The organism is Ponticoccus sp. (in: a-proteobacteria), from assembly GCF_048381735.1.
Genome location: NZ_JBLXGL010000008.1, coordinates 1 through 25,243, shown reverse-complemented (window position 1 = coordinate 25,243; position 25,243 = coordinate 1). Strand labels below are relative to the sequence as shown.

25 protein-coding genes and 1 tRNA gene are annotated in these 25,243 nt (G+C 67.4%); 12 read left to right on the top strand and 14 right to left on the bottom strand.

The features are described from left to right. Positions 1 to 23 precede the first annotated feature (23 nt). Both rnr and ACN5KJ_RS14025 read left to right on the top strand, forming a co-directional pair. Complete coding sequence (rnr, locus tag ACN5KJ_RS14030; RefSeq protein WP_418594684.1) at positions 24 to 2,336, top strand: ribonuclease R; 2,313 nt, start codon at positions 24 to 26, stop codon at positions 2,334 to 2,336. An 82-nt stretch (positions 2,337 to 2,418) separates the two neighbouring features. Further along, positions 2,419 to 3,123, top strand: a complete 705-nt coding sequence (locus tag ACN5KJ_RS14025; protein ID WP_418594683.1) for a helix-turn-helix transcriptional regulator — start codon at positions 2,419 to 2,421, stop codon at positions 3,121 to 3,123. Positions 3,124 to 3,136: 13 nt separating this feature from the next. On the opposite strand, the gene ACN5KJ_RS14020 is transcribed toward ACN5KJ_RS14025, so the two are convergent. From ACN5KJ_RS14020 to gpmI, 5 genes are all read right to left on the bottom strand, one after another. Then, positions 3,137 to 3,628, bottom strand: coding sequence for a hypothetical protein (locus ACN5KJ_RS14020; RefSeq protein WP_418594682.1), 492 nt, complete (start codon positions 3,626 to 3,628; stop codon positions 3,137 to 3,139). Then, entirely contained in the window at positions 3,625 to 4,119 is a 495-nt protein-coding gene (locus ACN5KJ_RS14015) for an RNA pyrophosphohydrolase (protein WP_418594681.1), read from the bottom strand. The genes ACN5KJ_RS14020 and ACN5KJ_RS14015 overlap by 4 nt, the downstream gene beginning before the upstream one ends. A gap of 112 nt (positions 4,120 to 4,231) precedes the next feature. After that, a complete protein-coding gene (locus ACN5KJ_RS14010) occupies positions 4,232 to 5,578 on the bottom strand; it encodes a S41 family peptidase (protein WP_347166061.1) in 1,347 nt (448 codons plus the stop codon). A 7-nt stretch (positions 5,579 to 5,585) separates the two neighbouring features. After that, entirely contained in the window at positions 5,586 to 6,704 is a 1,119-nt protein-coding gene (locus tag ACN5KJ_RS14005; protein ID WP_347166062.1) for a murein hydrolase activator EnvC family protein, read from the bottom strand. After that, positions 6,701 to 8,206, bottom strand: coding sequence for a 2,3-bisphosphoglycerate-independent phosphoglycerate mutase (gpmI, locus tag ACN5KJ_RS14000; RefSeq protein WP_418594680.1), 1,506 nt, complete (start codon positions 8,204 to 8,206; stop codon positions 6,701 to 6,703). The genes ACN5KJ_RS14005 and gpmI overlap by 4 nt, the downstream gene beginning before the upstream one ends. A gap of 174 nt (positions 8,207 to 8,380) precedes the next feature. On the opposite strand from gpmI, the gene ACN5KJ_RS13995 reads away from it, so the two are divergent. After that, the gene (locus ACN5KJ_RS13995; protein WP_418594679.1) at positions 8,381 to 9,103 is read left to right on the top strand and encodes a MipA/OmpV family protein; all 723 of its coding nucleotides are present in this window, start codon (positions 8,381 to 8,383) and stop codon (positions 9,101 to 9,103) included. Between the two features lie 187 nt (positions 9,104 to 9,290). On the opposite strand, the gene ACN5KJ_RS13990 is transcribed toward ACN5KJ_RS13995, so the two are convergent. Both ACN5KJ_RS13990 and carB read right to left on the bottom strand, forming a co-directional pair. After that, positions 9,291 to 10,088 carry a methyltransferase domain-containing protein gene (locus ACN5KJ_RS13990; protein WP_418594678.1) on the bottom strand — a complete coding sequence of 266 codons (798 nt, stop codon included), beginning with the start codon at positions 10,086 to 10,088 and terminating at the stop codon, positions 9,291 to 9,293. Positions 10,089 to 10,253: 165 nt separating this feature from the next. Then, positions 10,254 to 13,601, bottom strand: a complete 3,348-nt coding sequence (gene carB, locus ACN5KJ_RS13985; RefSeq protein WP_418594677.1) for a carbamoyl-phosphate synthase large subunit — start codon at positions 13,599 to 13,601, stop codon at positions 10,254 to 10,256. 447 nt (positions 13,602 to 14,048) lie between these two features. Here carB and aspS point away from each other — a divergent pair, with 447 nt between their 5' ends. The 3 genes from aspS to ACN5KJ_RS13970 are packed head-to-tail and all read left to right on the top strand — an operon-like array spanning position 14,049 to position 16,740. Continuing rightward, positions 14,049 to 15,830: an aspartate--tRNA ligase gene (gene aspS, locus ACN5KJ_RS13980; protein WP_418594676.1), complete on the top strand. Its 1,782-nt coding sequence runs from the start codon at positions 14,049 to 14,051 to the stop codon at positions 15,828 to 15,830. A 4-nt stretch (positions 15,831 to 15,834) separates the two neighbouring features. Then, complete coding sequence (locus tag ACN5KJ_RS13975) at positions 15,835 to 16,236, top strand: acyl-CoA thioesterase (protein WP_023848319.1); 402 nt, start codon at positions 15,835 to 15,837, stop codon at positions 16,234 to 16,236. Further along, the gene (locus ACN5KJ_RS13970) at positions 16,237 to 16,740 is read left to right on the top strand and encodes a DUF1993 family protein (RefSeq protein ID WP_418594675.1); all 504 of its coding nucleotides are present in this window, start codon (positions 16,237 to 16,239) and stop codon (positions 16,738 to 16,740) included. It begins immediately after the preceding gene. 88 nt (positions 16,741 to 16,828) lie between these two features. Here the strand turns inward: ACN5KJ_RS13970 and ACN5KJ_RS13965 are convergent, their stop codons facing one another. The 3 genes from ACN5KJ_RS13965 to ACN5KJ_RS13955 all read right to left on the bottom strand — a co-directional run bounded on the left by ACN5KJ_RS13965 (position 16,829) and on the right by ACN5KJ_RS13955 (position 18,700). Further along, positions 16,829 to 17,089, bottom strand: coding sequence for a hypothetical protein (locus ACN5KJ_RS13965; protein WP_418594674.1), 261 nt, complete (start codon positions 17,087 to 17,089; stop codon positions 16,829 to 16,831). 222 nt (positions 17,090 to 17,311) lie between these two features. Next, the gene (locus ACN5KJ_RS13960) at positions 17,312 to 17,788 is read right to left on the bottom strand and encodes a hemerythrin domain-containing protein (protein WP_347166069.1); all 477 of its coding nucleotides are present in this window, start codon (positions 17,786 to 17,788) and stop codon (positions 17,312 to 17,314) included. A gap of 195 nt (positions 17,789 to 17,983) precedes the next feature. Next, positions 17,984 to 18,700: a response regulator gene (locus ACN5KJ_RS13955; RefSeq protein ID WP_418594673.1), complete on the bottom strand. Its 717-nt coding sequence runs from the start codon at positions 18,698 to 18,700 to the stop codon at positions 17,984 to 17,986. 145 nt (positions 18,701 to 18,845) lie between these two features. Between ACN5KJ_RS13955 and mce the strand changes: the two genes are divergently transcribed. Then, positions 18,846 to 19,250 carry a methylmalonyl-CoA epimerase gene (gene mce, locus ACN5KJ_RS13950; protein WP_206566396.1) on the top strand — a complete coding sequence of 135 codons (405 nt, stop codon included), beginning with the start codon at positions 18,846 to 18,848 and terminating at the stop codon, positions 19,248 to 19,250. Continuing rightward, positions 19,250 to 19,534, top strand: coding sequence for a DUF1467 family protein (locus tag ACN5KJ_RS13945; RefSeq protein WP_347166070.1), 285 nt, complete (start codon positions 19,250 to 19,252; stop codon positions 19,532 to 19,534). The genes mce and ACN5KJ_RS13945 overlap by 1 nt, the downstream gene beginning before the upstream one ends. Before the next feature lie 88 nt (positions 19,535 to 19,622). Here ACN5KJ_RS13945 and ACN5KJ_RS13940 read toward each other — a convergent pair whose 3' ends face one another. After that, the gene (locus ACN5KJ_RS13940; protein ID WP_418594672.1) at positions 19,623 to 20,321 is read right to left on the bottom strand and encodes an EI24 domain-containing protein; all 699 of its coding nucleotides are present in this window, start codon (positions 20,319 to 20,321) and stop codon (positions 19,623 to 19,625) included. Next, the gene (locus tag ACN5KJ_RS13935; RefSeq protein ID WP_418594671.1) at positions 20,318 to 20,896 is read right to left on the bottom strand and encodes a nitroreductase family protein; all 579 of its coding nucleotides are present in this window, start codon (positions 20,894 to 20,896) and stop codon (positions 20,318 to 20,320) included. The genes ACN5KJ_RS13940 and ACN5KJ_RS13935 overlap by 4 nt, the downstream gene beginning before the upstream one ends. 97 nt (positions 20,897 to 20,993) lie before the next feature. On the opposite strand from ACN5KJ_RS13935, the gene ACN5KJ_RS13930 reads away from it, so the two are divergent. After that, the gene (locus ACN5KJ_RS13930) at positions 20,994 to 21,257 is read left to right on the top strand and encodes a DUF167 domain-containing protein (protein ID WP_418594670.1); all 264 of its coding nucleotides are present in this window, start codon (positions 20,994 to 20,996) and stop codon (positions 21,255 to 21,257) included. Between the two features lie 34 nt (positions 21,258 to 21,291). Here ACN5KJ_RS13930 and ACN5KJ_RS13925 read toward each other — a convergent pair whose 3' ends face one another. Then, positions 21,292 to 21,522, bottom strand: a complete 231-nt coding sequence (locus ACN5KJ_RS13925; protein ID WP_206566391.1) for a hypothetical protein — start codon at positions 21,520 to 21,522, stop codon at positions 21,292 to 21,294. Positions 21,523 to 21,815: 293 nt separating this feature from the next. Between ACN5KJ_RS13925 and ACN5KJ_RS13920 the strand changes: the two genes are divergently transcribed. Both ACN5KJ_RS13920 and ACN5KJ_RS13915 read left to right on the top strand, forming a co-directional pair. Next, complete coding sequence (locus ACN5KJ_RS13920) at positions 21,816 to 22,538, top strand: M48 family metallopeptidase (protein WP_418594669.1); 723 nt, start codon at positions 21,816 to 21,818, stop codon at positions 22,536 to 22,538. A gap of 78 nt (positions 22,539 to 22,616) precedes the next feature. Next, on the top strand, positions 22,617 to 22,880 hold the full coding sequence (locus ACN5KJ_RS13915) for a DUF6455 family protein (RefSeq protein ID WP_418594668.1): 264 nt from the start codon (positions 22,617 to 22,619) through the stop codon (positions 22,878 to 22,880). A 121-nt stretch (positions 22,881 to 23,001) separates the two neighbouring features. Here ACN5KJ_RS13915 and ACN5KJ_RS13910 read toward each other — a convergent pair whose 3' ends face one another. Continuing rightward, positions 23,002 to 23,985 carry a complex I NDUFA9 subunit family protein gene (locus ACN5KJ_RS13910; RefSeq protein WP_418594667.1) on the bottom strand — a complete coding sequence of 328 codons (984 nt, stop codon included), beginning with the start codon at positions 23,983 to 23,985 and terminating at the stop codon, positions 23,002 to 23,004. Positions 23,986 to 24,131: 146 nt separating this feature from the next. Here ACN5KJ_RS13910 and ACN5KJ_RS13905 point away from each other — a divergent pair. After that, positions 24,132 to 24,218, top strand: a tRNA-Leu gene (locus ACN5KJ_RS13905). The last annotated feature ends 1,025 nt before the right edge of the window (positions 24,219 to 25,243 follow it).

Genomic DNA, 25,243 nt, shown 5'->3' with positions numbered 1-25,243 from the left:
CGCGCCCGTGCTACCTGAGGGCCATGACAAAGCTGCCCACCAAGCCGGAAATCCTCGACTGGATCGCCGCGAACCCAACGCTGACCTCGAAGCGCGACATCGCCAAGGCCTTTGGCATCAAGGGCGCGGATCGCATCGACCTCAAGCGCCTGCTGAAGGAGCTGGAGGCCGAGGGCCATCTGGAGAAGCGCAAGAAGACCTACCGCGACCCGGACCGGCTGCCGCCGGTCAGCGTCCTGCAGGTCAAGGCGCCCGACGACAACGGCGATCTCTACGCGCAGCCGCTGGAGTGGCACGGCGAAGGGGTAGAGCCGGTGGTGCTGATCGTGCCGCGCGCCAGCGACCCCGCGCTGGGGGAAGGCGACCGCATCCTTGCCCGCCTTCAGGTGGTCCACGAAGAGGACCACAATTACGAGGCCCGGCTGATCCGCCGCATCGGCGCCAGTCCGCGCAAGATCGTCGGCATCTTCCGCAAGAGCGCCGAGGGTGGGCGAATCATGCCCATCGACAAGGGCAGCGACAAGGAATGGACCGTCGGCCCCGACGCCGCCCTTGGCGCAAAGGACGGCGAACTGGTCGAGGCGGAACAGGCCGGACCGGGCGGGCGCATGGGCCTGCCGCGGGCGCGCATCACCCTGCGGCTGGGCGACCCGTCAGAGCCGCGCGCGGTCTCGCTGATCGCGATCCACCAGCACGGCATCCCCGACGACTTCCCCGCCGACGTGCTGGAAGAGGCCGACAGCATGAAGCCCGCCGGGCTGAGCGGTCGCACGGATCTGCGCGACATGCCGCTGGTGACGATCGACCCCTCGGACGCGCGCGACCACGACGACGCGGTCTTTGCAGAGGCCGACGACGACCCGAAGAACCCGGGCGGCTGGCGCCTGTGGGTGGCCATCGCGGATGTGGCGCATTACGTGACGCCGGGGTCCAGGATCGACCGCGAGGCGCGAAAGCGCGGCAACTCCAGCTACTTCCCCGACCGCGTCGTGCCGATGCTGCCGGACCGGCTGTCGGGCGACCTGTGTTCGCTGCACGAAGGTGTGCCGCGCGCCTGCATCGCGGTCTGCATGACCGTGGACCGCGACGGCAACAAGCTGCGGCAGACGTTCCTGCGCGGGCTGATGCGCTCGCCCGCATCGCTGACCTACCAGCAGGTTCAGGCGGCCATCGACGGCCAGCCAGACGAGGCCACCGGCCCGCTTCTGGAGCCGGTCCTGAAGCCGCTCTACGCGGGCTATGCCGCGCTGAAGGCCGCCCGCGAAAGGCGCCAGCCGCTCGATCTGGACCTGCCCGAACGCCGGGTCCAGCTGGGCGAGGACGGCAAGGTGACCTCGGTCGATTTCGTCGACCGGCTGGAGGCGCACAGGCTGATCGAGGAATACATGGTGCTGGCCAATGTCGCCGCCGCCGAGACCCTGATCGCCAAGAAGACCCCGCTTTTGTTCCGCGTCCACGAGGAACCGCCGCAGGACAAGCTGGAATCCTTGCGCGACACGGCGCAGGCCGCCGGGCTGACGCTGGCCAAGGGGCAGGTGCTGAAGACCGAACACCTCAACCGGCTGCTGCATCAGGCGGCGGGCACCGACGAGGCCGAGCTGATCAACCTGTCGACCCTGCGCAGCATGACGCAGGCCTACTATACGCCGAAGAACTTCGGCCATTTCGGGCTGGCGCTGCAGAACTACGCGCATTTCACCTCTCCGATCCGGCGCTATTCCGACCTGATCGTGCACCGCGCGCTGATTACCGCGCATGGCTGGGGCGACGACGGGCTGACGGCGGAAGAGATCGACGGGCTGGAAAAGACCGGGCAGCACATCAGCGACACGGAACGCCGCTCGATGATGGCCGAGCGCGACACCACCGACCGCTACCTTGCCGCCTACCTGTCGGACCGGCTGGGCGCCGAGTTCACCGGCCGCGTGTCGGGCATCGCCAAGTTCGGCCTCTTCGTGAAGCTGGACGAGACCGGGGCCGACGGGCTGGTGCCAATCTCGACGCTAGGCAACGAGTATTTCCACTTCGACCGCGAGAGCGGCACGCTGATGGGCGCCGACAGCGGGCGCGAGATCGGGCTGGGCATGCGTGCGCGCGTCAAGCTGGTCGAGGCGGCGCCGGTCACGGGCGGCATCGCCTTCGAGCTGCTGGAGCTTGACGGCGAGGAATACGAAAGCGGGCGCGGCGGCGGCTCGTTCCGGCGCGGGCGCCACCGGGGCGGCGGCGCGGGCCGGTCTCGCGGCGGCGCCTCGCCCAAGCGCAAGCTGGCCAAGGCCAAGGCCAAGGACGCCAAGACCAAGCGCAAGGTCAGCCGGCAGCGCCGCGCCAAGACCTGAGGGCGGCAGGCGCCGGGGGCGGTCATCAGCCTTTCGCACCCTCTTGCCAGTTTCTGGCAAGAGGGTAGAGGATACCGCAGCCATGTCCCGCACCCACCGCCTTTTCCAGCTGATGACCGCCCTGCGCTGCCTGCCCGCGCCGGTGACGGGGCAGCAGCTTGCCCGGGAAACCGGTGTATCCACCCGCACGCTGTACCGCGACATCGACACGCTGCGCAGCCTTGGCGCCGTCATCGACGGCGAACCGGGCTTCGGCTACCGGCTGATAGAAAGCGCGCATCTGCCGCCTCTGGGCTTCGACGACGACGAGTTGGAGGCGCTGATCGTTGGGCTGCGCGAGGTCACCGCGGTGGGCGATCCGGCACTGGCGCAGGCCGCCGGAACGGCGCTGGCCAAGCTGCGCGCCCGCCTGCCCGAGGCGCAGGCCCACCGGCTGCGCCACGCGGTGCTGACGGCGCATCGGTTCAACCTGCCGCCCGCGCCGACCATCGACGCCAAGGCCCTGCGCAAGGCCTGCTGGGAAGAGGAACAGGTGGTCTTCGACTACGCCGACAAGGCAGGCGCGGCGACCCGGCGCGAGGTCATGCCGCTGTCCATCGTCTTCTTCGAACAAAGCCACTGCCTGATGGCATGGTGCCTGCTGCGGCAGGACTTTCGCATGTTCCGGCTGGACCGCATGACCGGGCTGGAGCGGTCGGGCCGGTCCTTCCGGCCACGGCGCGTGTCGCTGTTGCGGGACTACATGGCGCGGATGCAGGGCGACTGCGGGCCAGACATCGGGACCTGACGTCCGGGTGTGATCAGAACTGGCCGCCCTCTGCGCAGGGGCCACCGGCAAAGCAGGCATGCACCGCGTCCAGAAGTGCGGGCGCGGGATCGCGGTACAGCCACTGCCCGCAGGGCTCTACCTGCACGATGCGCTTGCCATCCTCGTGCCGGAGGAAGGCAAGGTATCGGCCACCGCTCTGCGCCCCGCCGCACCATGCCAGGTAGCAGGAGACGCGCAGCGTGACATTGCCCTGAAACGGCTGGACAAAGCCCTCGGGGCCAAGGAAGCGGCCCACCATCTGCGCGCGCAGCTCTGTCGGGGCCTTCGGCTCTGCCTGCTGGTCCAGAGGCACCACGGGCAGGCGGCTTTCGTCGAAATCAAGACGTCCGACCACGGCGCTCCAGCGGTCCTCGCTTGCGTGGGCTTCCTTGAAGTCGCGGATCGGATCGGGGGCGATGCAGGACAGGGCCTGCGCCTGAGAGCCCAGCGTGAGCGTCAGCAGAAGCGCCAGCGCGCGTTTCACAGGTGGTCCCGGAAGGCGTCGATCACCTGCTCGTAGACCGCGCGCTTGAAGGGCACGATCTGCGACAGCACCTGATCGGCGGACAGCCAGCGCCATTCGGTGAATTCCTGATGATCGTCCGCGTCCAGGCGGATCTGGTCGTCGCGGCCGTGGAAGCGCAGCAGGAACCACTTCTGTTCCTGCCCCCTGAAACGGCCCTTCCAGATGCGCGGCACGATGTCATGCGGCAGGTCGTAGGCGATCCAGTCCTCGGTCTCGGCCTCGACGGTCACGAGGTCCGGCGTCACGCCGGTTTCCTCGGTCAGTTCGCGCAGGGCGGCGGCGCGCGGGTCCTCGCCCTTGTCGATGCCGCCCTGGGGCATCTGCCAGGCGGGCGGCTCGTGCGGCTGCCGGTCGGCGCGCTGGCCGACAAAGGCCTCGCCCGCGGCGTTCACCAGCATGACGCCGACGTTGCGGCGATAGGGCAGTTTCGCGATGTCGTCGGGGGTCATGGGCGCGGGCCTCTGCCTGTCTTGCACGGGGACGGCGGGCCGCTGCCCGCCCTGTGGGCCGCCGGCATGGGCCGGCGCCGGACAGGGGCGGACCAGGGCCCGCCCCGACCGATCAGTTCTTCGGACCGAGGGCCGAGAGGCCCTTGAGGATGTCGATGGCATAGGCCAGCTGGTAATCCTCTTCGCGCAGCGCGGCAGCCTGCTCGGCCTTTTCGCGGTCGGCCTCGATCTGCTTGATCTCGTCCTCGGTCAGCGAGTCGTTGTCCAGAGAGCCGCGCAGGTCCGCCTCGGAGCGCGAGAACAGGCCGGTGTCTTCCTCTTCCTCCTCTGCGTTCCGGTCACGGCGCGGCTGCGCCACGACGATGTCGGGCGACACGCCAAGCGCCTGGATCGAGCGGCCCGAGGGCGTGTAATAGCGCGCCGTGGTCAGGCGCATGGCCCCGTCCCCGCGCAGCGGCATGACGGTCTGGACCGACCCCTTGCCGAAGCTCTTGGTGCCCACGACGATGGCGCGGCGGTGGTCCTGAAGCGCACCGGCGACGATTTCCGACGCCGAGGCAGAGCCGCCGTTGATCAGCACCACGATGGGCTTGCCCTCGACCAGATCGCCCGGCACCAGCGTTTCCGAGTTGTAGCGGTCGCCGTCCGCCGGGTCGCGGCCCCGGGTCGACACGATTTCGCCCGCCTCCAGGAAGGCATCGGAGACCATGATCGCCTGGTTCAGCAACCCGCCCGGGTTGTTGCGCAGGTCCAGCACCACGCCGTTGACGTTCTCCAGGCCGCCCAGCGCCTCGATCTGTTCTTCCAGCCCGTCGCGCATGTTGGGATAGGTCTGTTCGTTGAAGGTGGTGACCCGCAGGACCACGGTGTCGCCCTCTGTCCGGGTGCGCACGGCGGTCAGCTTGATGGTGTCGCGGATGATCGAGACGTCGAAGGGCTCGTCCTCGCCTTCGCGCACGACGGTGATGACAATCTCGGAACCGACCGGCCCGCGCATCATGTCGACCGCCTGATCGAGCGTCAGGCCCAGCACGCTTTCGCCGTCGACATGGGTGATGAAATCGCCCGACTCGATGCCCGCATCCTCTGCCGGGGTGCCGTCGATCGGAGAAACGACCTTGACGAAACCCTCTTCCTGCGTGACCTCGATACCAAGGCCGCCGAATTCGCCGCGGGTCTGGACACGCATGTCGGCGGCGTCATCGGGGGGCAGATAGCTGGAATGCGGGTCGAGAGAGGTGAGCATGCCGTTGATGGCGGCCTCGATCAGGTCCGAGTCGTCAACCTCTTCGACATATTGCGCCCGGATCCGTTCGAAGATGTCACCGAACAGGTCAAGCTGTTCGTAGACACTGGGCGCGCGGGACGTCTCCTGCGCCAGCAGCGGTCCGACGAATTGCGTGGTCGCGACGACAGAGGCCACTGCCCCGCCCGCCGCTGCCATCAGAAATTTCTTCATACTCGAGTCATCCCTTGTCGGTTGCGAACCACCTCAGCGGATCGTCGGGCACGTCGCCCTCTCTGACCTCTATATAGAGCGTTTCCGAACGCCCGGCGCCAGCCCCCTCACCCGAAGGTGACAGGACATCCGCCGCTTCTCCACCCATCAGGCCGATGGGGCTGCCCGCGGGCAGAACCTGCCCGGCTTCTCCATAGATCACATCGAGACCGGCGAAGACAAACAGAAGATCGGCCTGCGGTTCGAGGATCATCACCAGCCCGTAATCCAGCAGCGGCCCGGCATAGCGCACGGTCGCGGCGGTGGGCGTGGTGACCAGCGCGCCGGGGCGGGTGGCGATGACCACGCCGGGGCGGCTGACCCCGGCGGCGTCGCGGTCGCCCGCCTGCCGCAGAACGGTGCCACGCACCGGCAGCGGGATCGTGCCCCGCAACCCCTCGATGGCATCGGTCGGCGCGGCGCCCTCGCCCTCGGCTATCTGGCTGAGGCCCGAAGCGAAGCCCTGAAGCGTTTCCGTGGAGGAGATCAGGATGGCGGTCTTGATCGGGTCTTCGGAGAAGCGTTTCGGCAGATCCACGCGGTCGGCGATGGCCTGCGACAGCTCTGTACGCGCCTGCTGCACGCCCGACAGGCCCTCTTCCAGCGTTTCGGCGGCATTCTCCTGAAGCGCGCGCAGGGCCGAGACCTCTTCGAGGTCGGCCCGCAGCTCGGCGGCCCGCCCCGCCAGCGCAGGGGTCACTGCGGCCACCAGCATGCCCGCGCGCGCGCTGCCCAGCGGCCCCTGCGGATGCAGCAGCGTCTGCGGCGCGGCGCGACCGCCGACCGAGGACAACACCCCCAGCAGCTGCGCCACCTCTGCCTCTTGCGAGGCCAGCTTGCGGCTGAGTTCGGTTTCGCGCACCGCCGCCGCGCGCAGGCCCTCGCGCATCGCGGCCAGCCCGTCCTCGTAGGCGCGGATCGTGTCGGTCAGCGCCGCGACCCGGTCATTGCCCGAGTCGGCGGACTGCAGCAGGACCGAGGCCGCCTCGAGCGCCTCGGCGGCCTTTTGCGCGGCATCGCCGGCGGTTTGCGCCTGCACCTGCGCGGCCCCGGCGGCCAGCGCAAGGATCAGCGCAAGGCGCTTCATGCGATCAGGCTTTCGCCCGTCATCTCTTCGGGCTGGTCCAGCTCCATCAGCTGCAGAAGCGTCGGCGCCACATCCGCCAGCCGCCCGTCGCGCAGGCGCGCGCCTTCGGGGCCGCCATACAGGATCACCGGCACGAGGTTCGTGGTATGGGCCGTATGCGGGCCGCCGGTTTCCGGGTCCACCATGGTCTCGCAATTGCCGTGGTCGGCGATCACCAGCAGCGCGCCGCCGGTCTTTTCCAGCGTGGCAACCACCTGCGCCAGCCCGGCATCCACCGCCTCGCAGGCCTTGATGGCGGCCTCCAGATCGCCGGTATGGCCGACCATGTCGGGGTTGGCATAGTTCACCACGATCAGGTCGTAGCCGTGCTCGATCGCCTCGACGAACTTGCCGGTCACCTCGCCCGCGCTCATCTCGGGCTGCATGTCGTAGGTCGCCACCTTGGGCGACTTGGGCATGAAACGGTCCTCATGCGGCTCGGGCAGTTCCTTGCCGCCGTTGAGGAAGAAGGTCACATGCGGATACTTCTCTGTCTCGGCAAGGCGGAACTGGGTCTTGCCCGCCTTTGCGACCCATTCGCCCAGCGTGTTGACGATCTTCCGCTTGGGATAGGCCGTGGTCATGTAGCCGTTATGCGCGTCGGAATATTCGACCATGCCCAGCAGCGCCGAAAGCGCGGGCTTGTCGCGTTCGAACCCGTCGAAATCGGGCGCCCCGATGGCGGCGAGGATCTCGCGCGCGCGGTCGGCGCGGAAGTTGACGAAGAACAGCCCGTCGCCCTTGGCGAAGCCGCCATAGCCGCCGACGGTGAAGGGTTCGACGAATTCATCTGTCTTGCCCGCCTCGTAAGAGGCCTCGATCCCCGCGACAGCCGAGTCCCGGTCGGGCGCCCTGCCCTCGCAGACCGCGCGCCAGGCCTTTTCGACCCGCTCCCATCGTGTATCGCGGTCCATGGCGAAATAGCGCCCCGACACGGTGGCCACAAAGGCGCCCTCGGGCAGGGCCCTTTCAAAGGCGGCGACCTGCGCGGCGGCGCTTTGCGGCGCGACGTCGCGGCCGTCGGTGATGACATGGACGGCGACGCGCAGCCCCTGTCCGGTCAGCACCTTGACCGCCGCCAGCATGTGATCGGTATGGGCATGCACGCCCCCGTCCGAGGTCAGCCCCATGACATGGGCGGTGCCGCCCGCTTCCTTCACCCTGGCCGCGAAGCCGAGGATCGCCTCGTTCTCGAAAAAGCTGCCGTCCTCGATGGCAAGGTCGATCTGGCCGAGGTCCATGGCCACGACGCGCCCGGCGCCGATATTGGTATGCCCGACCTCGGAGTTGCCCATCTGCCCGGTCGGCAGGCCGACATCCGGGCCATGGGTGATCAGGGTGGCATGCGGGCAGGTCTGCATCAGCCGGTCGATGGTCGGCGTCTTCGCCAGCACCGGTGCGTTGTTCGCCGGGTCCTCGCGCAGGCCCCAGCCGTCGAGAATGGTCAGGATGACGGGTTTCAAGTGCGGCTCTCCGTGCTGTCTGGCCCGGGGTTTAGCAGGCGCGCGCCGGGATGTGGAGAGCCTGCAACAGCGCAGCACGGGGGCACGCCCCGCAGGGTTTTCCGAATCTTCGCATGGGCTATGGTTAAAGGCAGCCACCCCGGGCGCCCCGCCCGGCGCCCAGGAGTCTGCCCCATGCGTACCGCTGCCCTCACCGCCCTTGCGCTTGCCCTGCCGCTGGCCGCGCAGGCCGAACAGCTGACCTTCGAGATCGGCGCAGGCGTCGGCGCCGCGCCCGCCTACGAGGGCTCGGACGACTACAAGGCCGGGCCAAGCCTGTCGGGCAGCGTCAGCCGTCTGGATTTCCTGTTCTTCAACATCGACCGCGGCGACGGTCTGGGCCTCGGCTTCGGCCCGTCCTTCCGCCTGCTGTCAGAGCGCACCGAGGACGACTACTCCCGCCTTGCCGGGATCGACGATGTCGACACGGCGCTGGAACTGGGGCTGAAGCTGTCCTACCGCTGGCAACAGGCCGAGATCTTCGGCGCGCTGCGCAAGGGCGTCACGGGACACGACGGGCTGGTTCTGGACCTTGGCGGCGACGCGATCCTTGCCGCCGCCCCGCGCACCGAGGTCCGCGTCGGCCCGCGCCTGAGCTTTGCCAACGACGCCTATGCCGACACCTATTTCGACGTCCCCACCGGGGCCGCGCTGGCGGCATATGACGCCGACGCCGGGCTTTACGCTTACGGGCTGGAGATGTCGGTCCGCCACGATTTCAACGAAAGCTGGGCGGTGCAGGGCACTGTGGGCTGGACCCACCTGACCGGCTCCATGGCGGATTCTCCTGTGGTGCAGGAACGCGACTCCGGCCGCGTCAGCGTGCAGGTGATCCGGACCTTCGACTGGCGCTGGTGAGGCTGCCAGTTGAAGGCCCTGCGGGGGCTGCCCCTTGGCGGACAGGGCGCACAGCCGCTCTGAGACCCGTTCAGCACAACCGGATCATAAGAAACCGGCGCCCGGAAGTTTGGTCGGGACGCGGTGCGGCGACGGTCGGCTCAGCGGACTATGCTACCGTTCGGGTGAGGCCGGGTCCCACCTTGTCTCAAGCCGTCGCAACTATAACATTCGATACGTGCGGGAAGCGCAGTGAGCGGCCATCGAGACAATCTCCCAAGCCGTCGAGGAAAGCCTCCACCGCGCGGTCAATGTCACCGTCTGCAAGGCCGGAGAGCTTGTCACCGGTATGCATGCCACCCATCGCCCCGGCGGCGAACACAGCAGCATCAGGATGCTGAAGGTCAAGGGTCACCGACGTCACTTCGATATCCCGGAATCCGGCTTTCTCGAAAAGCATTTGAATTTCTGTGCCATCGGGCAGGCTGCAAATGGCTTCTACGGCGGTGGCGGCTTCTGCGCCAACATAAGCTTCGAGCGTCGCCGCCTGCGCCTTGAGCATTGGATTGACATCCAGTTCTCGCTGAACACAGAAAACTGCTCTCCCCCCGGGTTTCAGCACCCGTCGCAGTTCCCGAAGCGCTGCCAACTTGTTGGGGAAGAACTGCAGGGCTTGCTGGCAGATGGCGAGATTGAACCGATTGTCGGCAAAAGGAAGTGTGGCGGCATCGGCCTCCACCCATTCGACATCCAATCCAGCTTCTTTGGCGAGAGATCGAGCCACGCCAAGCATCTCGGCACTATGATCTGCTGCCGCGAGATTACGGGAACCGGGCAACCGTTTTGCAAGCTCCCTTGTCACGACACCGGTGCCGCAGGCGAGATCCAAGATATCGTCACCCGCCTGTGGGTCGGCGCGCCGGACCAGCTCTTTTGCCCATGGCTCGAAAATGACCGGGACCAGCACAGTCTGATACCTGTCGGCAAAAGTGATCGCTTGCGTCACGGTCCCCTCCCGATTTGAGGAATGATACTACATCCCCTGCCGCGAGTCTGCTCCGGACGCAAAGCGGACGGTACGCAGCGATGCCAACAGGCGCATAAACGGCAAAGGGGCAGACCTGCCGGTCCGCCCCATTGACGTTCATGCGATTTTCCGAGTTTCCGGCCCTCAGCCCTGAAGCGACTTCACCACCAGCTCGCCCTCGTCCCGCGACTTGATCGCCTGTACGGCGGCATGGGCGCCGGCGGCGGTCGTGAAGTAGGGGATCTTGTCGTATAGCGCGACAGAGCGGATCTCGCGGCTGTCCTCGACGGCGGCGGCGCCCTCGGTGGTGTTCAGCACCAGCTGGATGCCGCCGTCCTTCATCAGGTCGACGATGTTCGGACGGCCCTCGTAGACCTTCTTGACCGTCTCGCAGGCGATGTCGTGGTCCTTGAGGAAACCCGCGGTGCCGCTGGTGGCGACCAGGGTGAAGCCCAGATCCGACAGGATCTGCGCGGCCTCGACCATCTGCGGGGTCTTGTCGTCGTCCTTGATCGAGAAGAAGACCGCGCCCCCGGTCGGCAGGTGGGTGCCCGCGCCCAGCTGCGCCTTGAGGAAGGCGCGCGGGAAGGACTTGTCCCAGCCCATGACCTCGCCGGTCGAGCGCATTTCCGGCCCGAGGATCGTGTCCACGCCGGGGAAGCGGGCGAAGGGCAGCACCGCCTCTTTGACGCTGAACCACGGCATGTTCGGATCGGCCAGCGTCATCTGGTCGGCGATGGGCAGGTCGGTGTCATAGTCGATATCCGCCTCGTGGGGCGGACGCTTCGGGAAGGCGGACAGCTTTTCGCCCGCCATCAGCCGCGCGGCAATCGAGGCGATGGCACTGTCGGTCGCCTTGGCCACGAAGGGCACGGTGCGCGAGGCGCGCGGGTTGACCTCGATCAGGTAGATCTCTTCGCCCTTGATCGCGAACTGCACGTTCATCAGGCCGACCACGTTCAGCGCCTTGGCGAGCGCGCGGGTCTGGCGCTCGATCTCGGCCAGCGTGTCCTTGGACAGCGAATAGGGCGGCAGCGAACAGGCGCTGTCGCCCGAGTGCACACCCGCCTCTTCGATGTGCTGCATGATGCCCGCCACATGCACGTCGGTGCCGTCGCAAAGCGCGTCGACGTCCAGTTCGGTGGCGCCCGAGAGGTAGCTGTCGAGCAGGACCGGGCTGTCGCCCGACACCACCACGGCGTCGCGGATGTAGCGCTTCAGCCCCTCCATGTCGCGCACGATTTCCATGGCGCGGCCACCCAGCACGTAGGAGGGGCGGATCACCAGCGGGAAGCCGATCTTCTCGGCGATGGCAAAGGCTTCCTCATCGGTCGAGGCGATGCCGTTGTTCGGCTGCTTCAGGCCCAGATCGTTCACCAGGTTCAGGAAGCGGTCGCGGTCTTCGGCAAGGTCGATGCTGTCCGGCGTGGTGCCGAGGATCGGGATGCCCGCCTCTTCCAGCGCATTGGCCAGCTTCAGCGGCGTCTGGCCGCCGAACTGGACGATGACGCCGTGCAGCGTGCCGTTCTGCTGCTCGACGCGCAGGATCTCCATCACGTGCTCGAAGGTCAGCGGTTCGAAATACAGCCGGTCCGAGGTGTCGTAGTCGGTCGACACGGTTTCCGGGTTGCAGTTGATCATGATGGTCTCGTAGCCCTGCGCGGTCAGCGCAAAGCAGGCGTGACAGCAGCAGTAGTCGAACTCGATGCCCTGCCCGATCCGGTTGGGGCCGCCGCCCAGGATCACCACCTTCTTCTGGTCGCTGGGGCGCGCCTCGCATTCGACCTCGCCCATCATGGGCATCTCGTAGGTCGAATACATGTAGGGGGTCTGGGCCTCGAATTCCGCCGCGCAGGTGTCGATGCGCTTGAAGACGGCGGTGACACCGGCCTCGTGGCGGGCCGCGCGCACGGCGTTTTCGGACTGGCCGGTCAGCGTGGCAAGGCGGGCGTCGGTAAAGCCCAGCATCTTCAGCTCGCGCAGGCCCTCGGCATCCACGGGCAGACCCTGCGCGCGGACCTGTTCCTCGGCGTCGACGATCTCGCGGATGCGGGCAAGGAACCACGGGTCGAACATGGTGGTGCCGTGGATCTCGTCGTCGGTCAGCCCGTGGCGCATGGCCTGTGCGATGGTGCGCATCCGGTCCGGCGTCGCTTCGGAGATCGCCTTGATCACGGCGGCCTTGTCGGAGGCGGCATTGCCGGTCAGGCCGGGGATCTCGACCTCGTCAAAGCCGGTCAGGCCGGATTCCATGGACGCGAGCGCCTTTTGCAGCGACTCGTGGATGGTGCGGCCGATGGCCATGGCCTCGCCGACCGACTTCATCGCGGTGGTCAGATGCGGCTGCGAGCCGGGGAATTTCTCGAAGGCGAACTTCGGGATCTTGGTGACGACATAGTCGATGGTCGGCTCGAAGGAGGCGGGCGTGACCTTGGTGATGTCGTTGTCCAGCTCGTCCAGCGTGTAGCCCACGGCCAGCTTGGCGGCGATCTTGGCGATGGGGAAGCCGGTGGCCTTCGACGCCAGCGCCGAAGAGCGCGACACGCGCGGGTTCATCTCGATCACGACCATGCGGCCGTTTTCCGGGTTCACCGCCCATTGCACGTTCGATCCGCCGGTTTCCACGCCGATCTCGCGCAGCACGGCGATCGAGCCGTTGCGCATGATCTGGTATTCCTTGTCGGTCAGCGTCAGCGCCGGGGCCACGGTGATCGAATCGCCGGTGTGCACGCCCATCGGGTCGACGTTCTCGATGGCGCAGACGATGATCGCGTTGTCCGCCTTGTCGCGGACGACCTCCATCTCGAATTCCTTCCAGCCCAGAAGCGATTCATCGACGAGGATCTGCCCCACCGGAGAGGCGTCCATGCCCGAGCGGCAATAGTGGACATAATCCTCGCGGTTGTAGGCCACGCCGCCGCCGGTGCCGCCAAGGGTAAAGGCGGGGCGGATGATCGCGGGCAGGCCGATGTGCTCCAGCGTTTCCAGGGCCAGCTTCACGCCCTCTTCGAGGTCGCGCTTGCCGTTCTCTTTCTTCGGCGCGGTGATGATCTCGGCCTTCGGGTTCTCCAGCCCGATGCGGTCCATCGCCTCGCGGAACAGCTTGCGGTCCTCGGCCATCTCGATGGCCTCGCGCTTGGCGCCGATCATCTCGACGCCGAATTTCTCCAGCACGCCCATCTCTTCGAGCGCCAGAGAGGTGTTCAGGCCGGTCTGGCCGCCCATCGTCGGCAGAAGCGCGTCGGGACGTTCCTTCTCGATGATCTTGGCGACCACTTCCGGGGTGATCGGCTCGATATAGGTGGCATCGGCCAGCCCCGGGTCGGTCATGATCGTCGCCGGGTTGGAGTTCACCAGAATGACCCGGTAACCTTCTTCGCGCAGGGCCTTGCAGGCCTGTGCGCCGGAATAATCGAACTCGCAGGCCTGACCGATGACGATGGGACCTGCGCCGATGATCATGATGGATTTGATATCGGTACGTTTGGGCATGGGGTGACCTCGTCTGACGGCGCGTTTCGGGCAGGGGGCAGCAGGGCCGCGACAGCCCGGCCCGCAAATTGTTGCGGGTTATAGACATGCACCCTGCCGGTGCAAGCCCTCGTCCCGGCCCTGACACGGGAATTTCACGGAAACCGGGTCGATATCTGCGGGACCGGGCCAGGGCACGAGGCCGCCCCTGACCGAAAACCGGCCCGAAACGGTCGCGGCGCGGCTGCGCGTCCTTGCGGTGGGGATCGGGGTCTGTTTCTATCCGGGCAATGGGGTGCGGCCGTTCCAAGCCCCGGCGCCGAGGCGAAAACCGGGACGCCGCAGGCTGCGAATCGCCGGAAACGGGGCGTCCGGAACAGGCTGCAAACGGCCCGTCCGGGCACGCACAGCTTGACTTTGCCGCCGCGCCTTGGTTGACCGGCCCGGAATTCTCTCGGGGACACTGATATGCACGCTTACCGCAGCCACACCTGCGCCGCACTGACCAAGTCGAACGTGGGCGAGACCGTCCGCCTTGCAGGATGGGTGCATCGCATCCGCGACCACGGGGGCATCCTTTTCGTCGATCTGCGCGACCATTACGGCACGACGCAGGTGCTGTGCGACCCCGACAGCCCGGTCTTCGCCCAGATGGAGAAGGTCCGCTCGGAGTGGTGTATCCGCATCGACGGCACCGTGAAGGCGCGCGACGCCGATCGGGTGAACCCCAAGCTGCCCACCGGCGAGGTCGAGGTCTTCGTCCGCGACATCGAAGTGCTGGGCGAGGCGCAGGAACTGCCGCTGATCGTCTTCGGCGATCAGGAATACCCGGAAGAGACGCGCCTGAAGTACCGCTTCCTCGACCTGCGCCGCGAGGCGATGCAGAAGAACATGACCCTGCGCTCGGACGTGGTGTCCTCGATCCGCAAGCGCATGTGGGACAAGGGCTTCCGCGAGTTCCAGACGCCGATCATCACGGCCTCTTCCCCCGAGGGCGCGCGCGACTTCCTCGTGCCGTCGCGTCTGCACCCGGGCAAGTTCTACGCGCTGCCGCAGGCGCCGCAGCAGTTCAAGCAGCTGATCATGGTTTCGGGCTTCGACAAGTATTTCCAGATTGCGCCCTGCTTCCGCGACGAGGATCCGCGCGCCGACCGCTCGCCCACCGACTTCTACCAGCTCGACCTCGAGATGAGCTTTGTCGAGCAGCAGGACGTCTTTGACACCGTGTCCCCGGTGATCGCGGGCGTCTTCGAGGAATTCGGCGGCGGCGCCAAGGTCGACGCGCCGGAAAGCTGGCCGCAGATCCCCTACAAGGAAGCGGCGCTGAAATACGGCACCGACAAGCCCGACCTGCGCAACCCGATCGAGATGCAGGACGTGTCCGAGCACTTCCGCGGTTCCGGCTTCGCGATCTTCGCCAAGCTGCTGGAGCAGGACGGCACGCAGATCCGCGCCATTCCCGCGCCCACCGGCGGCAGCCGCAAGTTCTGCGACCGGATGAACGCCTTCGCGCAGAAAGAGGGCCTGCCGGGGATGGGCTATATCTTCTGGCGCGATCAGGGCGAGGGCATGGAAGCCGCCGGTCCGCTGGCCAAGAACATCGGCCCCGAGCGCACCGAGGCGATCCGCCAACAGCTGGGCCTTGGCGTCGGCGACGCGGCCTTCTTCCTTGGCGGCAAGCCCGCGGCCTTCGAGCGCGTGGCCGGCAAGGCCCGCGACGTGATCGGCGAGGAACTGGGCCTGACCGAGAAGGACCGCTTTGCCTTTGCCTGGATCGTCGACTTCCCGATCTACGAGCGCGACGAGGAAACCGGCGCCATCGACTTCGAGCACAACCCCTTCTCGATGCCGCAGGGCGGCATGGAGGCGCTGAACGGCGACCCGATGGCGGTGCGCGGCTACCAGTACGACCTTGCCTGCAACGGCTACGAACTGGTCAGCGGCGCGATCCGGAACCACAAGCCCGACGTCATGCTGAAGGCCTTCGAAATCGCGGGCTACGGCGCCGACGAGGTGAAGAACCGCTTTGGCGCGCTCTTCAACGCCTTCCACTACGGCGCCCCGCCGCACGGCGGCTGTGCTGCGGGCATCGACCGGATCGTCATGCTGCTGGCGGGCACCTCGAACATCCGCGAGGTCATCATGTTCCCGATGAACCAGCGCGCCGAAGACCTGATGATGCAGGCGCCCTCCGACCCCACCAGCGACCAGCTGATGGAGCTGTCGCTGCGCGTCATTCCGCAGGACTGAGGCGATGGACGAATCGCGGCCCGTCACCGACCCGGAGGACGGCTCGGTCCTTGCGATCCGCACCATCGCCATGCCCGCCGACACGAACCCGTCGGGCGATATCTTCGGCGGCTGGCTGATGAGCCAGATGGACCTCGCGGCGGGCAACGTCGCGGGGCGCGTGTCGCGCGGGCGCGCGGCCACCGTCGCGGTCGAGGGCATGAAATTCCACCAGCCGGTCAAGGTCGGGGACGAGGTGACGATCTTCGCGCGGCTGGTCTCGCGCGGGCGGACCTCGATGCGGATCGCGGTCGAGGCCCACGCGCGGCGGCGCTTTGCCGAGGATGCCGTGGTGGTGACGGCGGCGGATTTCTACTTTGTCGCGCTGGACGACCACGGCAGCAAGCGCGCCCTGCCCGAGGCCTGAATGTCCGCGCTCTACGACGCCTCTGTGCCGGTCTTCCTGCACTACCTCGACCGGTCGCGCCTGATTCTGGACCGCACCGGGGGCCGGGCCGAGTTTCTGGAGGCGCGGCTGGCGCCCGACATGTTCAGCGCCGCGCAGCAGTTCGCCAGTGCGGCGGGCTTTGCCCTGAGGGGCAGTTTTCCCTTGATCGGTCTGCCCGTGCCCGGGTTCCCCTCTGCCGCCATGGACCTGGACGGGCTGATGGCGCGGATCGGCTTTGCCGAAGCGCGTCTGCGCGGGCTGGACCGGGCGGATTTCGAGGGCTGCGAGGACAGAACGGTGAGCCATATCGCGGGTTTCGCCGACCTGAACCAGAGCGCGTCGGACTACCTGCACCGCTTCGCGGCGCCGAATTTCTTCTTCCACATGTCCATGGGCTTTGCGGTGCTCAGGCAGGCCGGGCTGGAGATCGGCAAGGCCGATTTCGACGGTCAGCACGACTACCCGCCGGGGTTCCGGTTCTAGGGCATCGGTTCCGTCACCCGGGTCGGAAGGGTCCTGCCGCTCTTCGTTCGATTTGCCCGCAGCGCGTCGACAGCCGGCGCCCGCTCGCTCACCGCGCCTCGGCGATGACAGTGGCCGGGACCGGCCCGGGGGCCGGGGCGATCATGTCCGGCGCGATGGTTCCCGGCCCAAGCATCAGCACGGCGCCCAGCATGAAGGCCGCGGTGCAGGACACGATGACCAGGCGCCCGGCCTCGAAACGGTTCTGCGCCACCGCGTCGCCATACCTGTGACGCAGGATCCGCCGCATCATGTGCTTGATCACCACCAGTGGCAGCAAGAGCGAAACCGTCGTTACCGACATCAACAAGGCTGCGTCTGTTCCCATTGTCCCAAGCTCCATCCATGGCCACACTCAACGTAAGGCTGTATTTGGATTGTGGCAGCCACGGGTCGGCAATCGGATTTTTTAACGAAATGTTAAGCCCTGCCGCGCACAATCCCTGGTTGTGACGCGGATTGGTGACGGCAGAAAATGGGGCCGAGGCATCCGCCCCGACCCCGCCCTGTCTTGTCAGGGTTTTCCAATGCTTCAGTCTTCCAGCGCGTCGGCCTTTTTCTCCTCGATCAGACCGGCCTCTTTCCGCTTCCGTTCAAGGAAACGCTCGCCGTAGCCCTCAAGCTCTGCGCTGTCGATTATCTCCTTGGCACGGCTGAAAACTTCGTCCTCTTCCTCTTCGATGTGATGCGCGTAGTCGTGCTGGAGGGTCTTGAACCTGTTGAGCCAGCCCGAGGACGCCATGTCCATTTCGTTCAGCTCTTCCATGAGATCGTCGAGCTGCTGATGCTCGTGCACGGAATGGCGCGCGGCGTCCTGACCCCAGGTCTTGGAAATCAACTTCGAGTAGAAGGTCTCTTCCTCTGCCGCAGCATGGCTTTTCACGTCATGGTAGAATTCATCCCAGGCGGCCTTACGCTCTTCCGATGCGCCGGAGGTATCGGCGATCCGTTCCATGAGGGCGCGGTGACGGTCGTGGTCGGATTTGATGGCGCTGTAGATATCGGGCATGGCTTTCCCCTGTGCGAGACAGAATGGCTGTTCGCCCGAAAACGCGCGGACGCGCCGCCGGTTCCGCGCCACCTGCAATTCGACAGCCCGACGCCCCCTGAAGCCATGACGGTTCGGAGGGCGGCGGGGCGCGCGGAGCGATGGCCCGCCCGCGCGGCCCTGTGGCGGGGGCCGGTCCCACCCGGCCCGGGCCGTTCAGATCGCGATGCGGGCGGAAAGCCTGTCCTGCACCAGCCCCGCCACCCGGGCGAGGGTCGATTGCACCGGCGTGCCGCGCGCCCGCGCATCGGCCAGATCCTCTGCCGCGCGTTGCAGCACCGTGTCCCCGGCACTGCCCGCGACACCGCGCAGGAACTGCGTGACATAGGCCAGCATGCGTTCGTCGTCGCGGTCGTCGAGCACATCGGCGGCATGGGCCAGATCGTCGCGATAGGCCAGCGGGTCCGGGTGGATCGGATCGTCCGACACCAGGCGCGGGCCGTTGGGCTGCCGTTCTGGCGGGAGGGCGGAGAGGATCGCGGTCTGGAAGGCCAGGACCGAATGGACTGGCTTGGCCAGGAAACCGTCCGCGCCCGCGGCCAGCGCCACCTCTTCGCCGAAACTGTCGCCCGAGGTTCCCAGGATCACGTCGACACGCGGCACGGTCACCGCCAGTTCCGAGATCAGTTCCGCGCCGGACCCGTCGGGCAGGCCCAGATCGACGACAACCGCGCTGGGGCGGTAGACCTGAAGATGGCGGCGCGCCGATTTCAGGCAGTCCGCCCGGCGGATGCGCGCGCCCGAGCGCAGGCACAGAAGCCGCATGGCATCGCAGGAAAACCGGCTGTCCTCGACCACGAGGATCGTCAGCCCCAGCAGGGGGCGGGTGGCGGTCGGGCGCAGCTGCGCGGCAAGCAGTGAGTGGTCGTCCATGATCATCCCCTCTGGTGCGATGGCGGTCTTCCACCAGAGTGACCGCTTGTGGTGAACAAGCGGTTAAAGGCCGCACCCGCTTGTTCCGGGGCACCGCGGACGCCATAACCCATGGCAGCCAGAGCCCGAGCCCAAGGAGACCCCGATGATCGGCCGCCTCAACCACGTCGCCATTGCCGTTCCCGACCTGGACGCCGCCGCCGAGCAGTACCGCTCTGCCCTTGGCGCATCGGTCGGTGCCCCGCAGGACGAACCCGATCACGGCGTCACCGTGATCTTCATCGAACTGCCCAACACCAAGATCGAACTGCTGTATCCGCTGGGCGAGAACTCTCCGATCCAGGGTTTCCTGGACAAGAACCCCTCGGGCGGCATCCATCACGTCTGCTACGAGGTCGACGACATTCTCGCCGCCCGCGACCACCTGAAGGCGACCGGTGCGCGCGTGCTGGGGACCGGAGAGCCGAAGATCGGCGCCCATGGCAAGCCGGTGCTGTTCCTGCACCCCAAGGATTTCAACGGCTGCCTCGTGGAACTGGAGCAGGTCTGATGGGTCTTACATCCGGCATCGTGCTGTTCGCGGTCATCTGGTTCATGACCTTCCTCGTGGTGATCCCGATTCGCCTGAAAACGCAGGGCGACCTCGGCGAGATCGTGCCCGGCACCCATGCCGGCAGCCCCGAGGTTCACAACCTCAGGCGCAAGGCCTGGATCACGACGCTGGTCTCTGCCGTCTTGTGGGCGATCATCGCCGGAACCATCCTGTCGGGCGCCATCACCGTGCGCGATATCGACGGATGGATGTTCAACCGGATGGAGCCGCGGTCCGAGTGACCGGCACCGGGTTCGGGGGCCGGGCGCCAGGGGGCTCTGCCCCCCGGCCTTCGGCCTCCCCCCGGGATATTTCGGGACAGAAGAAGCGTCAGCCCCTGCGCGGGTCGTAAAGCCTGTGGAAGACATGGGTGAAGGTGGCCGCGCCCAGCACCGGGACAATCAGGTTCACCAGCGGGACGGTCAGGGGGACGGCCATCAGCACGCCCCCGGCCCAGATCGTCAGCAGGTGACGGCGGCGCAGGCGGTAGGCCTCTGTCCGGCCGACCCGGCGCATGGCGGCGAGGGTGAAGTATTCGCGGCCCAGCAGGAAGCCGTTCAGCGCCCAGAAGATGAAGGGCGCGAGAGGCGCGAAGATCAGGTAGAGCACCAGCGCCACCATATTCGCCAGCACCAGCGTGCCGAGGAACCCCAGCGAGTCGCGCAACCCATCCGCGAACGAGACCGGTGCGGCGGGACCGAGGTGCGGATAATGCGCCTCCTCGACCGCCTGTGCCACGTCATCGAGGAAGAGCGAGGTGATCGCCGAGGCGACCGGCACCATCAGGAAGACCGAGAGCAGCAGCATGACCGGCAGCGCGGCGAGGCTGGCGGCATTGTCGAGCCATGTCAGCGTGCCGACCCATGGCAGGGTGATCGAATCGCCGACCAGCCAGCCCGCCGCCCACATCACCAGCCAGATGACGGCAACCAGCAGCGCCACGGTCAGGCCGATGCCGCGCAGGAGCACCCCCTGAAAGCGGCGGTCGCCCATCTGGCCGATGGCGCGAAAGGCTGCGTCGAGGATCATGCCTCGACCCAGGTGGTCTTGGCCGAGAGATCGGGGCGCGGGCGGTCCGGCGGGGTGCTTTTCTCCGTCCCGATGTGGAGGAAGCCCGCGATGCGTTCCTGCGGGGCGAGGTCCAGCGCCTCGGCGCGGAAGCCGGCATCGTGGCTGGCCCAGCCCGAGAGCCAGTTCGCCCCCCAGCCTGCCGCCAGCGCCGCGTTCAGCAGCGCGAGGCAGACGGCGCCCGCCGAATAGGTCTGTTCGATGGCGGGCACCTTCTCGGAGTCCACCGGCGATTCGATCACCGCCACGCAGAGCGGGCTGTCGGCAAAGGCCGAACGCGCCTTGGCCACGGCATCCGCATCCTTGCCCAGCCGCGCACCGCAGGCCTCGACCGCCCCGGCGATGCGGTGCAGCGCGGCGCCTTCGAGAACGATGAAACGCCAGGGCTCCAGCTTGCCGTGGTCGGGGCTGCGCGCGGCGGCGGTCAGCAGGGTCAGCAGCGCCGCGCGGTCGGGCGCCGGCCGGGCCAGCGTCTTGGCGGGGCGCGAGCGGCGGGACAGCAGGAAGTCGAGGGCGGCCTGGTTCAGTGCGGGCATGGGGTCTCCGGCGTTGTTCGGTCCTTATGTCAGACCTTGCGGGCCGGGATTCAACCGCGATCTTGTGCGCGGCCCGGCAGGCTGGTAGCCGCGAGCCATGGCAGAGCCGCTTCCAGACCTCTCGGACCTTGCGGTGCCGGGCACCCGCCTGGCGGTGCGCGTCACGCCCCGGGCCGCGCGCAACCGCATCGCGCGGGAGGGTGACACCGTGAAGGTCTGGGTGACGACGGTGCCGGAGGACGGCAAGGCCAATGCCGCGGTCCAGAAGCTGCTGGCCAAGGCCCTGGGCATCCCGAAATCCCGGCTGAGCCTCGATTCCGGGGCCACCGCGCGGGACAAGGTTTTCCGGATCGAAGGCTGAGCCCCGGTCGTGGCGCGGCAGCTGGCAGGCCGGTCTAGGCCTTGCGGCGGTAGACCCCCTCGGGCAGGTTCACGGCGGTCACGAGATCGCCCATCTGGGACAGCGACAGGGTGATCCGCTGCAGCGTATCGCTGCGTGGATCGTATTGTTCGACCGTGACGCAATCCTCGAAGCTCGAGATCACCACGTCCTCCTGAAGATGCCGCGCGCCCTCGTCGACAAGCGTGACCACGGTGGCGTCGAAATCGTGCTCGATGCTGAACATGTCGGTCCTTTCCCGGTCCTATCTCGGGGCCGCTGCCGCGGCCCGGCACCAGCGTCCGGGCGCGGGGGCCCTGCCCCGGAGCCTAGCCCAGTTTCCCCGCGATTTGAATCGAAAGACACGTCCCCTGGCCGCCGTCAAACGCCTGTTGCGGTCGGGCGGATGCGGATGAAGCGCAAAAGGCCGCAGGGCCGCCGAAACGGTCGGCGCAACACCGCCTCGTGACCTCTGCGGACTGGCACAACGATGCCGGGCGCCCTATCCTTCGCCGACACCACTCCGGAACCCGCCCCATCATGCTTCGCCTCTTTCCCTTCGTCCTCGTGCTTCTGTCGGCCTGCGCGCCTGTCATGCTGCCGGACCCCGCCCCCTCGGAGGCGCCCGGCCTCGGGATCTCTGCCGGGGCCCAGGCCAAGGCCAACCGGATGGCGCGGCAGTTCGTCGAAGTGGTGGCCACCGTCGAGCCGGTGGCCGAAGAGGAATGCCGCGCCCGCACCAGCGGCATGAACTGCAATTTCCAGATCGTGGTGGACGACCGGCCCGGGCAGGCACCCAATGCCTTCCAGACCGAAGACCGCTTCGGCCGCCCGATCCTTGCCTTCAACCTGGGCCTGATCAACTCTGTCCGCAATGCCGACGAACTGGCCTTCATCATGAGCCACGAGGCCGCGCACCACGTCATGAACCACCTCGCCAAGACGCGGGAAAGCGCCACCTACGGCGCGGTGATCTTCGCGGGCATTGCCGCCATCGGGGGCGCCGAGGCCGAGGCCGTGCGCAGCGCCGAACAGCTGGGCGCGGCGGTGGGCGCGCGCGCCTACTCGAAGGAATTCGAGCTGGAGGCCGACCAGCTGGGCACCATCATCGCCCTGCAGGCCGGCTACGACCCGGTGCGCGGCGCGGCCTTCTTCACGCGCATCCCCGACCCGGGCAACCGCTTCCTGGGCTCTCACCCGCCCAACGCCGCGCGCGTCGACATCGTGCGCCGGACGGCGGCGCGGATGACCGGCGGGTCCTGAGGCGCTTGACCTGAGTCAAGGCACAGGCGCCGATTCGCCCGCAGTCTGTTCCAAGGTTAGCCCGAGGGAGAGACTGCCATGCAAAGCCCGTCCACGCTGAAGCGCCACGCCGCCCTGGTCGATGACATGGCCAGCCTGCAGGGGCTGGACCTCGAAGAACAGATGCTGCGCGGCACCCTGTCGTTCGGCGCGCTGGAGGACGCCGTGCTGCGCTGCACCGGCTGCACCGCGCCGGACCGCTGCGCACAGTGGCAGGCCGCGCATCAGGGCACCCGGGCGGCTCCGCCGGACTATTGCCGCAACGCCCCGCTCTTCGCCAGTCTTCAGGCCGACAAGCCCTGACCGGCGCGTTCAGGGCGATGCGCCCGGGCCGAACAGCGCATGTGAATGCCTGACGCGGCCCGGGTGCGGCACTCTCCGCCCCTCGGGCGGGAAGAGTGTCCCGGCCCCGCTTAATCCGCGCTTAATCCGCGCGCAGGTTCCGCGCCGATTCCTTGATCGCGTCGTATTGGCCGGAGGGCCGGAAGCGCCACAGGTACTCGGGCAGCACCGCCTCCGGGGCCGTCGGCTGGATGCCCAGATCGGCAAATCCCTTCGCCCCTGCGGCAACCACGTTGTCATGTCGCAGCGTACGCACCTGGTCACGGGTGACCTGCGCGGGAACAAGGCCAAGTGTCGCCGTCTGCACAAGATCCATGACCCAGCTCATGGGCGCCGCCAGCCAGAACGGGATGTTCACGATGGCACGACGCCGACGGATCACCCCCAGCATCCCCCGCATCAACTCGCGGAAGCTGTGCACATCCGGGCCGCCAAGCTCGTAGACACCCGGCGCGGCGGCCCCCGTGACCCCCATGACTGCGGCACGGGCCACGTCGTCGACATAGACGGTCTGGAACCGCGTGTCGCCGCCGACCACCGGCAGCACCGGAGACAGCCGCGTCATGCCCGCGAAGCGGTTGAAGAAGGCGTCCTCGGGGCCGAAGATCACCGAGGGGCGCAGGATCACCGCGTCCGGCATATGGGCCAGAACCGCCGCCTCTCCGCGTCCCTTGCTTTGCGCATAAAGGCTGTCGCTTTCGGCATCCGCGCCGATGGCCGAAAGGTGGACCATGCGGGCGACGCCCAGCTCTGCCGCGACCCGGGCGATTCGACCCGCCCCTTCGGCCTGCACGGCGTCGAAGTTGTTCTTGCCGGATTTGTCGAAGGTGCCGACGCAATTCACAACCGCATCCGCGCCCTTCAGCACCGCGCGCACGCTGTCGTCGTCGCGGATATTGGCAAAGACCGGCTCGACCTGGCCGACAACACCGTAGGGCCGGACAAAGATCGCCTCGTTCGGGCGGCGGCAGGCGACGCGCACGCGCCAACCCTCCTGCGCCATGCGCCGGGCAATGTAGCGACCGACGAAGCCCGATCCTCCGAAGATGGTGACGAGTTTGGACATGCGCTGCCTTTTCTCCACGAGGTATGGTCCCGGGATACAGGCCCGGGGCATCTCCGGCAAGGCGCCCGATTGCCGCGTGAAAAACTTTGCGGAAGGGCGTTGACACCCCCGCGGACAACCCGTAAATGCATGCCTCACCAACCCGTGCCCAGATGGCGGAATTGGTAGACGCGCTGGCTTCAGGTGCCAGTGGCCGCAAGGCCGTGGAGGTTCGAGTCCTCTTCTGGGCACCATTATCCCCCTTGAAAATCATCCGTCGGATCATTGGGTTATGCAGTCTCTGGACCAGCGCCTGACCCTCGGCATGGGCCATGCCGATAGCGGCCCCTCACCACATCCCAGACGCGGGCGACACTGGCTTTGAGGACAGACCTCGGGGGTGCCTGCCCCTCTCCCTCGCCCAATCCCGGCGCGGCAAGCCGCTGGCCATCCTGCCCCGCCAGAGGATCCGTGCAGCCCTGCGTCGCAGGCCGTGGAACAGTCCGGTTCGGCCTGCCGATGTGGCCGCGACTTGCGTCACCTGTGTCGGCGGATGACAGCCATGCTGGCAGCCGGATACCGGCCCGACGCATGGACACCCGGCGCCCCAGAACGGCACCTCAGCGCCGCCATGGCCTCTGCCCTGACCTCCCCGGCTGCGTCGCAGAGATGCCCCCTCCCTGCGGCCCGAAAAGCGCACCGGGGCAACCAGTCCGACCGCCACGATCACGGCGACCAAACGGCCATATCCCACGGTCGGCCTCAAGCCGCCGAGCGAGACACGAGGCGCCCCTGTCGCCCTTTTGCCGGCGCACCTGAGGCTCTCCCGAAAGGCCGCCTCCCCAGGCGATCGATATCGAGCGCGCTACGCGGGGAATCGTCGGTCCTGATACAGTCTGGTCGGCGCCAGCGGGTCATGGCGCAGGGGTCAGCGCCCACCCTCAAGGGACGTCCGGCTGCGGCCCCGATCCGGTCCCGGCAGCCCCCCAGGGATTCGCGGGTTGCCATAGACCTTCCTGGCCGGACCTGTCCGGTGCATGTCCCGGGCGTTCATTTTCAGCGCTGTGGCTGACGGCGTTGGGGCAGGCGTCGAGGCCGGGTTGCCCTGGCCTGGCAGTTTTTTTCGGGAATTTTTTGGATTTTGGACGCAAGAACGCCCCGGCTGAAGGGATCAGTCGGGGCGTTCTGGTGTTTTTTGTATTGAGAGTTTTGGTTTTTACTAGGTTTGGCGGCGACCTACTCTCCCACGTCTTGAGACGCAGTACCATCGGCGCGGAGG